12 protein-coding genes are annotated in these 13,615 nt (G+C 62.9%); 11 read left to right on the top strand and 1 reads right to left on the bottom strand.

Features of this window, described 5'->3' with window-relative positions; translation table 11 throughout:
* Positions 1–10: 10 nt before the first annotated feature.
* The 7 genes from VPH40_RS16530 to VPH40_RS16500 all read left to right on the top strand — a co-directional run bounded on the left by VPH40_RS16530 (position 11) and on the right by VPH40_RS16500 (position 6,588).
* Positions 11–736, top strand: coding sequence for an amino acid ABC transporter ATP-binding protein (locus tag VPH40_RS16530; RefSeq protein ID WP_099666201.1), 726 nt, complete (start codon positions 11–13; stop codon positions 734–736).
* Between the two features lie 31 nt (positions 737–767).
* Positions 768–2,216 (top strand): amidohydrolase family protein, encoded by a 1,449-nt coding sequence (locus VPH40_RS16525; RefSeq protein WP_328573972.1) that lies wholly within the window; start codon positions 768–770, stop codon positions 2,214–2,216.
* A 151-nt stretch (positions 2,217–2,367) separates the two neighbouring features.
* The gene (gene pyrC / locus VPH40_RS16520; RefSeq protein WP_099666203.1) at positions 2,368–3,420 is read left to right on the top strand and encodes a dihydroorotase; all 1,053 of its coding nucleotides are present in this window, start codon (positions 2,368–2,370) and stop codon (positions 3,418–3,420) included.
* A gap of 7 nt (positions 3,421–3,427) precedes the next feature.
* On the top strand, positions 3,428–4,246 hold the full coding sequence (locus tag VPH40_RS16515; RefSeq protein WP_328573971.1) for a DUF3025 domain-containing protein: 819 nt from the start codon (positions 3,428–3,430) through the stop codon (positions 4,244–4,246).
* A gap of 1 nt (position 4,247) precedes the next feature.
* The gene (locus VPH40_RS16510) at positions 4,248–5,237 is read left to right on the top strand and encodes a Gfo/Idh/MocA family protein (protein ID WP_328573970.1); all 990 of its coding nucleotides are present in this window, start codon (positions 4,248–4,250) and stop codon (positions 5,235–5,237) included.
* A gap of 11 nt (positions 5,238–5,248) precedes the next feature.
* The gene (locus VPH40_RS16505) at positions 5,249–6,463 is read left to right on the top strand and encodes an MFS transporter (protein WP_328573969.1); all 1,215 of its coding nucleotides are present in this window, start codon (positions 5,249–5,251) and stop codon (positions 6,461–6,463) included.
* A complete protein-coding gene (locus VPH40_RS16500; RefSeq protein WP_255206293.1) occupies positions 6,463–6,588 on the top strand; it encodes a hypothetical protein in 126 nt (41 codons plus the stop codon). Before VPH40_RS16505 ends, VPH40_RS16500 begins: the two co-directional genes overlap by 1 nt.
* A gap of 7 nt (positions 6,589–6,595) precedes the next feature.
* Here VPH40_RS16500 and recG read toward each other — a convergent pair whose 3' ends face one another.
* Entirely contained in the window at positions 6,596–8,698 is a 2,103-nt protein-coding gene (recG, locus tag VPH40_RS16495; RefSeq protein WP_328573968.1) for an ATP-dependent DNA helicase RecG, read from the bottom strand.
* Positions 8,699–8,875: 177 nt separating this feature from the next.
* On the opposite strand from recG, the gene queA reads away from it, so the two are divergent.
* The 4 genes from queA to secD all read left to right on the top strand — a co-directional run bounded on the left by queA (position 8,876) and on the right by secD (position 13,564).
* On the top strand, positions 8,876–9,931 hold the full coding sequence (queA, locus tag VPH40_RS16490) for a tRNA preQ1(34) S-adenosylmethionine ribosyltransferase-isomerase QueA (protein WP_328573967.1): 1,056 nt from the start codon (positions 8,876–8,878) through the stop codon (positions 9,929–9,931).
* A 1-nt stretch (position 9,932) separates the two neighbouring features.
* Positions 9,933–11,072, top strand: a complete 1,140-nt coding sequence (gene tgt, locus VPH40_RS16485; RefSeq protein WP_077408846.1) for a tRNA guanosine(34) transglycosylase Tgt — start codon at positions 9,933–9,935, stop codon at positions 11,070–11,072.
* Positions 11,073–11,268: 196 nt separating this feature from the next.
* Entirely contained in the window at positions 11,269–11,601 is a 333-nt protein-coding gene (gene yajC, locus VPH40_RS16480; protein ID WP_077408845.1) for a preprotein translocase subunit YajC, read from the top strand.
* 97 nt (positions 11,602–11,698) lie between these two features.
* A complete protein-coding gene (gene secD, locus VPH40_RS16475; RefSeq protein ID WP_099666209.1) occupies positions 11,699–13,564 on the top strand; it encodes a protein translocase subunit SecD in 1,866 nt (621 codons plus the stop codon).
* Positions 13,565–13,615: the final 51 nt, after the last annotated feature.

Here is a 13,615-nt window from a genome sequence, read left to right as displayed (position 1 = left end):
AAAGAACAAGATGATTGAACTCAATAACGTCAGCAAATGGTATGGCCAGTTCCAGGTACTCACCGACTGCACCACCAATGTCGCCAAGGGCGACGTGATGGTCATTTGCGGCCCTTCCGGGTCCGGCAAGTCGACCCTGATCAAGACCGTCAACGGCCTTGAGCCGATCCAGCAGGGACAGATCATCGTCGACGGCATCAGTGTCAACGATCCGAAAACGAATCTGTCGAAACTGCGCGCGCGCATCGGCATGGTGTTCCAGAATTTCGAGCTGTTTCCGCATTTGTCGATCCGCGAAAACCTCACCATCGGCCAGATCAAGGTGCTGGGCCGCAGCGCCGACGAAGCCAATGCCAAGGGCTTGAAATACCTGGACCGCGTGGGCCTGCTGTCGCAGCAGGATAAATTCCCGGGCCAGCTGTCGGGCGGCCAGCAGCAGCGTGTGGCGATCGCCCGCGCGCTGTCGATGGATCCGATCGCCATGCTGTTCGACGAACCCACGTCGGCGCTGGACCCGGAAATGATCAACGAAGTGCTCGACGTGATGGTGGGCCTGGCGCAGGAAGGCATGACGATGATGGTCGTCACCCACGAAATGGGCTTTGCCAAGCGCGTGGCCAACCGCATCGTCTTCATGGATCAGGGCAAGATCATCGAAGATTGCAGCAAGGATGACTTCTTCAACACGACGCGCTCGGACCGCGCGCGCGATTTCCTCGCCAAGATCATCCATTAATTTTTTTTGAAGTTGAGTACGAATGCCTGTCATGAAACAAATAGCCGGCGCCATGCTGGCGCTGGGCCTGCTCGCCCATGCCCACGCGGCCGACAAGATCGCCGTTGACATCGCCCTGCGCGACGCCACCCTGATCGACGTTGCCGGCGGCCGTGCCGTCAAGGGACAATCCGTACTGCTCAAGGGCGACAGCATCGTCGCCGTCGTCGACGACGCGCAGTTGCGCAGCTACGCGCCGAAGCAGACCATCCGCCTGCCCGGCAAATACCTGATGCCGGGCCTGTGGGACACGCACGTGCACTTTGGCGGCGGCCCCGAGCTGATCGACGAGAACAAGCAGTTGCTGCCCCTGTACCTGGCGCACGGCATCACCACGGTGCGCGACTGCTCGGGCGACTTGCCCGACACGGTGCTGGCATGGCGCCGGCAGATCAACGCAGGCCAGTTGCAAGGGCCGACGATTTTCACTTCCGGCGCCAAGCTCGAAGGCATCAAGCCGCTGTGGAAGGGCACCATCGAAGTGGGCACGCCGCAGGAAGTCACGCGCGCGCTCGACGGCCTGCAGGCGCAGCAAGTGGACTTCGTGAAGATCACGGAAAACACACTGAAGCCTGAGTTGTACCTGGAAGCGCTGCGCCAGGCGCGCGAACGGGGCATGCGTACCTCGGGCCATATCCCTGTGCAGCTCACACTGGAGCAGATGGCCGATGCGGGCCTGGGGACGATCGAACATCAATCGTATTTGCTGCGCGCCACCACGCCGCGCGAGCAGGAGCTGACGGACAAGGTGGCCGCCGGCGCGATGACGGGCAAGGAGGCCATGCACGCAAGCGTGCAAAGCTACGACGAACCGACGGCGCGCAAGGCCTTCAGCTACCTGGCCGCGCGCGGCACGGCCATCGTGCCTACCCTGTGGGGTTCGCGCGTGACGGCTTACCTGGACCGCGAAGATCACACGCACGATCCGGCCCTGCAATACATCGGCAAGGGCTTGCGCGCCACCTACGACTGGCGCGTGCAGCGCGCCGCCAAGGATGGCCCGGAAGCCATCGCCCAGCGCCACGCGCAGTTCGAGCAATCGGCAAAGCTGTTGCCGATCTTGCAGCAGCAGGGCATGAGCATCATCGCCGGCACCGATGCGGGCTTTTTGAATTCCTTCGACTACCCGGGCCAGGCCTTGCACGATGAAATCGGCCTGTACGTGCAGTATGGCTTGACGCCGCAGCAGGCCTTGCAGTCTGCCGTCATCAACGGTCCCCGCTTCCTGGGCAAGCTGGATCGCTATGGCAGCGTGGCGGCGGGCAAGGCGGCCGATCTGCTGGTGCTCGACGCGAATCCGCTGCAGGACATCGGCGCCACGCGCCAGATCCGCCTGGTGGTCAGTCGTGGCCAGGTGTACGACCGCGCCGCGCTGGACCGGATGCTGGCCGATATCCGCGCCTGGGTGGCGAAGCAGGAAGAGCCGCAGGCCAAATCCTGATTCGCGTGTACTCTTGATATTGAAAACGGCCGGCGCATACCGGCCGTTTTGTCGTCCGGGAGGCCGCGCATACAGGTGATCCTGGCCGGCGGGTCGGCCCCGCGGCTGGTAAAATGGCGCTATCCGCAATGACCGCCTGAGAGCAGCCGCCATGTCCACACTCGATCACACCCCCGCTTCCATCACCATCACCCGTCCGGATGACTGGCATTTGCACCTGCGCGACGGCGCCGTCATGGCCAGCGTGCTGCCGCACAGCGCGCGCCAGTTCGGCCGTGCCATCGTCATGCCGAACCTGAAGCCGCCCGTCACCACCACGGCCGATGCCGCCGCTTATCGCGAGCGCATCCTGGCCGCCGTGCCGCAAGGCGTGAACTTCGATCCGCTGATGGTGCTGTACCTGACGAACAACACCTCGCCCGACGAAATCCGCCGCGCGCAGGATAGCGGCATCGTGCAGGCCGTCAAATTGTATCCGGCCGGCGCCACGACGAATTCCGACCTGGGCGTGACGGATTTGAAAAATTGCTACAAGGTGCTCGAAGTGATGCAGGAAGTGGGCATGCCCTTCCTCGTGCACGGCGAAGTGACGGATCCGGAAATCGATATTTTCGACCGCGAAGCCGTCTTCATCGAGCGCGTGATGCGCCCGCTGCGCAGCGCCTTCCCGGCCCTGTCCGTCGTGTTCGAACACATCACCACCAAGGATGCGGCGCAGTATGTGGCCGAAGCGGAAGGCCCCATCGCCGCCACCATCACGGCGCACCATCTGTTGTACAACCGCAACGAGATTTTCAAGGGCGGCATCCGCCCGCATTACTACTGCCTGCCCATCCTCAAGCGCGAAGAGCATCGCCTGGCGCTGATGACGGCGGCCGCCAGCGGCGACGAGCGCTTCTTCCTCGGCACGGATTCTGCACCGCACGCGCAAGGCGCCAAGGAAATGGCCTGCGGCTGCGCCGGCTGCTACACGGCCCTGCATGCGATGGAAATGTATGCGGAAGCGTTCGAACGGGCCGGCGCGCTCGACAAGCTGGAAGCGTTCGCCAGCTTCCACGGCCCCGCCTTCTACGGCGTGCCGCGCAACACGGACACCATCACCCTGAAGCGCGAAAGCTGGACCTTGCCAGCTTCGCTGCCGCTGGGTGACAGCCATGTGATTCCGCTCAATGCGGGCGAGCAGATTAACTGGAAAATGGTGTAATTACTCCATGCTGCCATCGATAGACTGGACCCGCCCCTGGTTTGCCACGGTGCTGCCAGCGCGACGGCAGCTGGACTTGCAGCGCGACACGGTGATCGCTGCGTTGAACGGCCGGGCACGGGCGCTGGACTTACGCAATCCCTCCGGCCTGCCGCTGGCTTTCGTGCCGCAAGCGGACCTGCCCGATGGCGTCGCCTACGAGGAGTTCATCGGCGCGACGGGCGGCGTGCCCACGCGCGACAATCTGCACGATTTTTTCAACGCGCTCGTGTGGCTCACCTTCCCGCGCATCAAGCGGCAATTGAACGCACTGCAGGCGGCGCAGATCGCCCTGTCTGGCGTGGGAAAATCGCGCGGTCCCGCACGCGATGGCGCGACGATTTTTGACGAAAATTCCGCCCTGCTGGTGCTGCGCGACAGCGATGCGGGGCGCGCGCTGGAAGCGGCGTTGCGCGGGCATGACTGGCGCAGCGCGTTCATTGCGCAGCGCGACAAGTTTGACGCGGGCGGCGACGCCGAGGTCTGGCTGTTCGGCCACGCGCTGATGGAAAAACTGGTGGTGCCGCGCAAGGCCATCACGGCGCATACGCGCGTGATCTTCGCCGGCGACGCCTATTTCACCCTGGACGATGCGGCACGCCGCGCCTGGCTCGACGAGCGGGTGGCGCAGGATCTGGCGCAACAAGGCCTCACCACGGCGGACTTCACGCCGCTACCCGTGCTCGGTTTGCCCGGCTGGTGCGAGGGCCAGGACGACGATTTTTACAATGACGCGGCGGTGTTCCGCCCGAAGCGCAAGGTGGCTGGCGCAGAAAGAGAGCAATAGCATGGAAAATACCGTCCGCTGGGGCATCCTCGGCACCGGCAAGATCGCCCGCGCGATGGCCAATGGCCTGCGCGATGCGCCCGGTGCGCAACTGGTGGCGGTGGCTTCGCGCAGCGAGGCTGGCGCACAGGCCTTCGGCACCGAATTCGGCATCGAGCGTTGCCATGGTTCCTACCAGGCGCTGGCCATGGATCCGGATGTGGATGTGATCTATATCGCCACGCCGCACACCCTGCATGCTGAAAATGCCATGCTGTGCCTGGCCGCCGGCAAGCACGTCGTGTGCGAAAAACCGTTCACCATGAATGCGCGCGAAGCGCAGGCCGTGGTCGACCTGGCGCGCGACAAAAAACTGTTTTTGATGGAAGCCATGTGGAGCCGTTTCCTGCCCGCCGTGCAGGAAGCGCAGCGCATCATCGCCAGCGGCGAAATCGGTGTGCTGCAGCAGGTGCAGGCCGACATCGGCTTTGTCGCCAATTTCCCGCCCGAGCACCGCATGTTCAATCCCGAACTCGGCGGCGGCGCGCTGCTCGACGTGGGCATCTATCCGTTGTCGATGGCGGCCTTCTTCCTCGGCCCCGTATCGCAGGTGCAGGCGCTGGCCGAGATGGGCGCCACAGGCGTCGATGAACAGGTCGTGTTCTCGCTGCGGCACGCGGGCGGCGGCACCTCGTCCTGCGCCTGCAGCCTGCGCGCGCAAACGCCGACGGAAATGACCATTTCCGGCAGCCTGGGGCGGATTCGCCTGCCCAACCGTTTTTATAAGCCCGACCACCTGATCGTCGAAGCGATGGATGGCGCACGCCGCGTCGTCGCCGCGCCCCATCTGGGCAATGGCTATGCGCACGAGGCGATCGAAGCGATGCGATGCATCCGCGCCGGCTTGCTGGAAAGTCCCGTCATGCCGCATGCGGACAGCGTGGCGCTGATGCACAACCTTGACACCATGCGTGGCCAGATCGGCCTCGTGTACCGAGCCGACCAGGCGTGAACAGGAACCCCATGACATTGCACCCATCCCGTCCCAGCCTGAAAACCGTCCTCATCGCCAGCGGCGTCGTGCTGACCCTGGCGATGGGCGTGCGCCATGGCCTGGGTTTCTGGATGCAGCCGATCTCGCAAGCGAATGGCTGGACGCGCGAAACGTATTCGCTGGCGCTGGCCATGCAAAACCTGATGTGGGGCGTCTTCGGCCCGTTCGCCGGCATGGCGGCCGACCGTTTCGGCACCATGCGCGTCGTCATCGTCGGCGCCATCAGCTACATGGCGGGCCTGGTGTGGATGGCGCTCGTGACGCAGCCCACGCTGTTCATCGTCGGTTCCGGCATCTTCATCGGCCTGGCGCTGGCCTGCACTGCCTTTGGCGCCATCAGCGGCATCATCGGCCGCAGCGCGCCGCCCGAGCAGCGCTCGTGGGCCTTCGGCATCTCGTCGGCCGCCGGCTCGTTCGGCCAGTTCCTCATGATGCCGGTCGAGCAGCAACTGATTTCCGCCGTGGGCTGGCAAAACGCCTTTTATGTGCTGGCCGCGCTGGTGCTGCTGGCCATGATCCCGATGGCCTTCTACTTGCGCGAGCCGCCCGTGTCGCACGCCAGCGGTCCGCAGCAAAGCGTGGGCGCCGCCTTCAGCGAAGCCATCGCCAGCCGTTCGTTCTGGCTGCTGCTGGCAGGGTATTTCGTCTGCGGCTTCCAGCTGGTGTTCATCGGCGTGCACTTGCCGGCCTACCTGAAGGACCAGGGCCTGATGAATCCGAATATCGCCGTCACGGCGCTGGCGCTGATCGGCCTGTTCAACATCATCGGCTCCTACTATGCGGGCAAACTCGGTGGCAAGATCGCCAAGCGCTACCTGCTGTCTGCCATCTACGTGACGCGCGCCGTGGTCATCACCGTGTTCCTGCTGGCGCCTTTATCGGCGTGGTCCGTGTACCTGTTCGCCGCCGGCATGGGTGTGCTGTGGCTGTCGACCGTGCCGCTGACGAACGGCATCATCGCCGGCATCTTCGGCGTGAAGCATCTGTCGATGCTGGCGGGGATGGTGTTCTTCTCGCACCAGGTGGGCAGTTTCCTTGGCGCGTGGCTGGGCGGCTATCTGTACGAGCACCAGGGCAGCTACCACGTCGTGTGGATGATCACCATCGGCCTGGGCCTGCTGGCCGCGCTGATCAACCTGCCCATCGACGAGCACGCCGTCAAGCGCGTGGCGGTGGCCGCGTAATGGCCAGCTGGCGCACCTGGCTATGGCGCCTGGCTGGCGCCGCGCTGCTGGCTCTCGTCTTCCTGGCCTATCTGCGTCCCGATTTCATGCTGGACCTGGCGAACCGCTTCTGGATGTGCATGTAGGGCGCTCCTAGACTTTCAGGAATTCCTCTTTGCCGCCCAACCAGCGGGCCAGGTGCGCTTCCACGGTGGCCGCGGCGGCCGTCGTGGTGGCGTGCAGCAGGTCGTGCGCCACGTCGCGCGCCTGATCTACTAACCATTGATCCGTTTCCAGGTCGGCGAAGCGCAGCATGGCCTGGCCGGACTGGCGCGCGCCAAGAAATTCGCCGGGGCCGCGGATTTCCAGGTCGCGGCGGGCGATTTCAAAACCGTCCGTCGTTTCGCGCATGGTCATCAAACGCTGGCGCGCCACGCCGCCCAAGGGGCCCTGATACAGCAGCAGGCAGACGCTGGCCGCCGTGCCGCGGCCCACGCGGCCGCGCAGCTGGTGCAGCTGCGACAATCCAAAACGCTCGGCGTGCTCGATCACCATCAGCGAGGCGTTCGGCACGTCGACGCCCACTTCGATGACGGTGGTGGCCACCAGCACGTGGATATGCCCGGCGATGAAGGCGTCCATCACTTCCTGCTTTTCCGCCGGCTTCAGGCGGCCGTGCACGAGGCCCACCTGCAGCGCGGGCAGGGCTTCGGCCAGCATCATGTAGGTGTCGGTGGCCGTCTGCAGCTGCAGCGCTTCCGATTCCTCGATCAACGGGCAGACCCAGTACACCTGCCGGCCTTCCAGCGCGGCCGCATACACGCGGGCGATGACTTCGTCGCGCCGGTTCTGGTCGATGGCGCGCGTGACGATGGGGCTGCGCCCGGGCGGCAGCTCGTCGATCACCGATACTTCCAGGTCGGCGTAATACGTCATGGCCAGGGTGCGCGGAATCGGCGTGGCCGACATCATCAGCTGGTGCGGCACGGCCGCGCTGTCGCCCTTGTTGCGCAGGGTCAGGCGCTGGCCCACGCCGAAGCGGTGCTGCTCGTCGACGATGACCAGGCCCAGTTTGGCAAACAGCACATTGTCCTGGATCAGCGCATGCGTGCCGATCACCAGTTGCGCTTCACCCGATTCGATCAGGGCCAGCGCCGCCGTCTTTTCTTTTTTCTTCAGGCTACCCGTCAGCCAGGCCACCTTCACGCCCAGCGGTTCCATCCAGGCGGCGATCTTGCGGAAGTGCTGCTCCGCCAGGATTTCTGTGGGCGCCATCAGCGCGGCCTGGTAGCCGCTGTCGATGGCCTGCGTGGCCGACAGGGCGGCGACGACCGTCTTGCCGCTGCCAACGTCGCCTTGCAGCAGGCGCTGCATCGGGTAGGGCTGGCGCAGGTCGGCGCGGATTTCCTCTAGCACGCGCGCCTGCGCACCCGTCAGCTTGAAGGGCAGGGCGGCGCCGAAGGCCTTCGATAAAGTCCCGACGACGGGCAGCGAGGCGGCTCCTTTCGAGCGGCGCGCGCGCTGGGCGCGTTTCAGCGACAGCTGCTGCGCCAGCAGTTCATCGAACTTCATGCGTACCCAGGCCGGATGCGAACGGTCCATCAGCGCGCTTTCATCGATATCCTGCGGCGGATAGTGCAGCAGGTGCACGGCGGCGCGGAACGGCGACAGCTGCATGTCGCGCAGCAGATGATCGGGCAAGGTGTCTTGCCAGTCGATGCGGCGCATGGCGTCGGAGATTTCGCGCCGCAGCACGTGCTGCGACAGGCCTTCGCCGGACGGGTACACGGGCGTCAGGGCCGTGGGCAGCGGCGCGCCTTCGTTGACCACTTTATACGTCGGGTGCACCATCTCGGCGCCGAAAAAGCCGTGTTTGAGTTCGGCGCGCGCGCGTACCCGCGTGCCTTCGGCCAGTTGTTTGACCTGGCTGCCATAAAAATTCATGAAGCGCAGCAGCAAATTGCCCGTTTCATCGGCGATCGTCACCAGCAATTGCTTGCGCGGCTTGAAATTGACTTCGCACTTGGTGACGACGCCCTCGACTTGCCACGACTCGCCGCCGCGCAGGCAGGCGTCGCGTATCGTGTAGACCTTGGTTTCGTCCTCGTAGCGCATCGGCAGGTGCAGCACCAGGTCCATATCCGTGCGCAAGCCCAGTTTGGCCAGCCGGCTTTCCGTGCTGACCACTTTTTTGGCGGCTTTCGGCTTCGCGGCGGGTTTGGCTGCGGGAGGAAGATCGGGCTTTGGATCGGACATATGCAAGGTTTTGGTGCCGCTAGCGTAAAATAGAGGGTTGTCCGGCACACCCTGTGCGTACCGCAGTCGTAGTTGTTGCGGCGGATTATTGTAATGCCTGTATAGGCGCACAGTATAGTGCCAGATGTTCCATTGCGCACTCCTAATCATTTTTGACGTACTTTTGAAGCAAAACGCATGTATTCGCTTTCCGATTTCGATTTTAATTTGCCGCAAGAAAACATTGCGCAAACTCCGTTGGCCGAGCGCAGCGCCTCGCGCCTGTTGCATCTGGACGGCGACGCCCTGGTTGACCGCAGCTTTGCCGATATCGTCGGGCTGTTGCAGGCGGGCGACCTGCTGGTGATGAACGATACGCGCGTGCTCAAAGCGCGCTTCTTCGGCGTCAAGGAAAGCGGCGGCAAGATCGAGGCGCTCGTCGAGCGCGTGCTGGACGACCGCACCGTGCTGGCCCAGGTGCGCGCGTCGAAGTCGCCGCCGCCCGGCTGCCGCATCCGCCTGGCCAATGCCTTCGACGTGACCGTCGGCCAGCGCGCCGGCGAGTTTTTTACGCTGCACTTCGACGCCGACGTGTTCGAGCTGATCGAGGCGCATGGCCGTTTGCCGCTGCCACCCTACATCGAGCACGATGCGGACGAATTTGACGAAACGCGCTACCAGACCGTGTTCAACAAGGTGCCCGGCGCCGTGGCGGCACCGACGGCCGGCCTGCATTTCGACCAGGCCCTGCTCGACCAGCTGAAAGCGAAGGGCGTCAACTTTGCCTATGTGACCCTGCACGTGGGCGCCGGTACCTTCCAGCCCGTGCGCACGGAAGTGCTGGCCGAACACAAGATGCATACCGAGTGGTACACCATGCCGCAGGAAACCGTCGACGCCGTGCGCGCCGCCCAACTTGCCGGGCGCGACGTGGTGGCCGTCGGCACGACCAGCCTGCGCGCGCTGGAATCGGCCTCGCAAAGCGGCCAGCTGGTGGCGGGCAGCGCCGATACGGCCCTGTTCATCACGCCCGGCTATGCATTTAAAACGGTAACGCGCCTGATCACCAACTTCCATTTGCCGAAGTCGACCCTGCTGATGCTGGTGTCGGCCTTTGCCGGCTATGAGCCGATCCGCAGCGCCTACGCGCATGCGATCGCGCAGAATTACCGTTTCTTCAGCTATGGCGACGCGATGCTGCTCACCACGCAATCGCGCGCTGCGCTGAACCTTGATACTCCCGTGAAAGACTGACATGCTGGAATTTAAACTACTCAAGACCGACACGAGCGGCCTGACCAAGGCACGCCGCGGCACCTTGAAACTCAACCATGGCATCGTGCAGACGCCGATCTTCATGCCAGTGGGCACTTACGGTTCCGTGAAGGCCATGTCGCCGCTGGAACTCAACGAGATCGACGCGCAGATCATCCTGGGTAACACGTTTCACCTGTGGTTGCGTCCAGGCAACACCGTCATGGAGAAATTCGGCGGCTTGCATGGCTTCATGGGCTGGAACAAGCCGATTCTGACGGATTCGGGCGGCTTCCAGGTGTTTTCGCTGGGCGCCATGCGCAAGATCACGGAAGAGGGCGTGCATTTCAATTCGCCCATCAATGGCGATAAATTGTTCCTCTCGCCGGAAGTGTCGATGCAGGTGCAGCGCGTCTTGAATTCCGACATCGTCATGCAGTTCGACGAATGCACGCCGTACGAAATCCAGGGCCGTCCGGCCACCATCGAGGAAGCGGCCAAGTCCATGCGCATGTCGCTGCGCTGGGCGCAGCGCTCGAAGGATGAATTCCACCGCGGCGAAAACCCGAATGCGCTGTTTGGCATCGTGCAGGGCGGCATGTTCGAAATGCTGCGCGACGAGTCGCTGGCCAAGCTGGAAGAGATCGATTTCCCCGGCATCGCCATCGGCGGCCTGTCCGTCGGCGAGCCGAAGGAAGACATGATGCGCATGCTGGCCCACGTGGGGCCGCGCTTGCCGGCCAACAAGCCGCATTATCTGATGGGCGTGGGTACGCCGGAAGACCTGGTCGCGGGCGTATCGAACGGCATCGACATGTTCGACTGCGTCATGCCGACGCGTAACGCCCGCAATGGCTGGCTGTTTACCCGTTTTGGCGACATCAAGATCAAGAACGCCAAGTACAAGGAAGACCAGGCGCCGCTGGACGAGACCTGCAGCTGCTACGCCTGCCGCAATTTCTCGCGCGCGTACCTGCACCATTTGCACCGCTCCAAGGAAATCCTCGGTGCGCGCCTGAACACCATCCACAACCTGCATTACTACCTGGACTTGATGCGCCAGATGCGCGAGGCGCTGGACGAAGACCGTTTCCACGCGTTTACCCTGCAATTCCATGCGGAACGCGCACGCGGAACTTAAGAAAAGCTTAGCTTGAGCCCTGGCTGCGGCATGGCCGGAAGTTTTGTGTATTGGTGCTTGGACTGGGGCGATAAAGCATTGCATAATGCTTTTTTAGCCCCATTTAAAGTTGCCATGCCTGCAATTCGGGTTATGACGTATAGCCAATGCTAGAATACAGCGCTATTTTTTCAAACTGATTAGAACTGGAGTCACCGTGTTTTTCATTTCCAACGCTTATGCGCAAGCCCCAACCGAAGCCCTGGGCCTCGGCGGCAACCTGACCAGCTTCCTGCCGCTGGTATTGATGTTCGTGGTCATGTATTTCCTGATGATCCGCCCACAGCAAAAACGCGCCAAAGAACAACGGGCGATGATGGACGCGCTGGCCAAGGGTGACGAAGTCGTCACCGCCGGCGGCATGCTGGGCCGTGTTTCCAAGGTAGTGGACGCTTACGTCACCATCGAAGTGGCGGCCGGCACCGAAATCACGGTGCAAAAGAGTTCCATCACCACCTTGCTGCCTAAAGGCACCCTGAAGGCGCTGTAATTCCTCGCTGTCATTGCCTTGGCAATGATAGATCCGGGGCGGCTATCGGCCGCCCCTCGCGACGCCTCCGACGCTCAACACTGAACGCTGAATCACTATGAATCGCTATCCTGCCTGGAAATACATCATCATCGTCGTCGCCTTATTGCTGGGCGCACTCTATACGGCGCCCAACTATTTCGGTGAGTCACCGGCGCTGCAAGTAACCAGCGGCAAGTCGACCGTCAAAGTGACGGGCGAGCTGATGACGCAAGTCGAGCAAATATTGACGAAAGAGAACGTCAAGTCGGAAGGTGTCACCATGGATGGCGCCGGCAATCTCGCCTCCGTGCGCGTGCGTTTTGCCGATCCCGATACCCAGTTCAAGGCAAAACTGGTGCTGGAAAAGGATCTGAACCCCGATTCCACCGATCCCGCGTTCATCGTGACGGTCAACCTGCAAGCCAATACACCGATGTGGATGCAAAAATTGCATGCCTTGCCCATGTTCCTGGGCCTGGATTTGCGCGGTGGCGTGCACTTCCTGATGCAGGTCGATGCGAAAGCCGTGCTGAACAAGAAAGTCCAGGGCGTCCAGTCCGCCGCGCGCAGCGTGTTGCGTGACAAAAATATACGCCACGCCGGCATCGAGCGCGTGGGCGACAGCGTGCAAATCAACTTCCGTGACGCCGAGACGCGCCTGAAGGCAAAAAATGTCCTGTCCGACCAGATGACGGAACTGGCGTTCGCCGATGCGGGCGAAGGCAGCGATTTGAAACTGAACATCACCCTGAAACCGGCGGCCCTGAAGGCAACCATCGACGAAGGCGTAAAACAGAATATCTCCACCTTGTCCAAGCGCGTCAACGAGCTGGGCGTGGCCGAGCCGCTGATCCAGCAGCAAGGTCCTGACCGCATCGTGGTGCAATTGCCTGGTGTGCAGGACGTGGCCCGCGCGAAGGCCATCATCGGCCGCACGGCGACTCTGGAAGTGCGCCTGGTCGATGAAACCATCGTGCCTGGCACCGAACTGTCGAGCGCCATCCCGTTCAACTCGGAACTGTTCACCGTCGGCAAGGGCGTCCCTGTCGTGCTGGCGAAAGACGTGATCCTGACGGGCGACTATATCTCCAGCGCCACGGCCAGCTTCGACCAGAATCAGCAAGCGGCCGTGTCGATCGACCTGAATGGCGACGGCGGACGCAAGATGCGCGAAGCGACGCGCGAGCGCGTCGGCAAGCGCATGGCCATCGTGCTGTTTGAAAAAGGAAAGCCGGAAGTGCTGTCGGTTGCGACCATCCAGCAGGAACTCGGTTCGCGCTTCCAGATCACCGGCATGGGCGGCGCGGAAAACGCGAATGAACTGGCGCTGCTGTTGCGCTCGGGCGCTCTGTCCGCACCGATGACCGTCATCGAAGAACGCACGATCGGACCGCAGCTGGGCGCGGAAAACATCGCTAAGGGCTTCCACTCGACCCTGTACGGCTTCATTGCCATCGCCATCTTCATGATCGCCTACTACATGCTGTTCGGCGCCTTCAGCGTACTGGCCTTGGCCACCAACCTGCTGCTGCTGGTCGGCTTGCTGTCGATGATACAGGTGACGCTGACCTTGCCAGGTATTGCCGCTATCGCGCTGGCGCTGGGCATGGCGATTGACGCCAACGTGCTGATCAATGAACGTATCCGCGAAGAGCTGCGCGCCGGCAATACGCCGCAAGCGGCGATCGCCGCCGGCTTCGACCGCGCCTGGGCCACGATTCTCGATTCGAACGTGACCACCCTGATCGTCGGCCTGGCGCTGCTGGCCTTCGGCAGCGGCCCGGTGCGCGGCTTTGCCGTCGTACATTGCCTGGGGATCCTGACCTCGATGTTCTCCTCCGTTTTCGTCTCGCGCGGCGTGGTCAACCTCTGGTATGGCCGCAAGAAAAAGCTGACGACCTTGTCGATCGGCACGGTCTGGGTACCGGGCACCAGCAAATAAGCCAGGGTTCCGACTTACCGAATAGCGTCAACAGCGATAGCGTCCTGCGGC

This window comes from Janthinobacterium sp. P210005 (assembly GCF_036231865.1).
In the GTDB taxonomy this organism is placed as follows: Bacteria; Pseudomonadota; Gammaproteobacteria; order Burkholderiales; family Burkholderiaceae_D; genus Janthinobacterium; species Janthinobacterium kumbetense.
The sequence above is the reverse complement of the archived record's forward strand: the minus strand, read 5'-3'. Positions and strand labels throughout refer to the sequence as shown.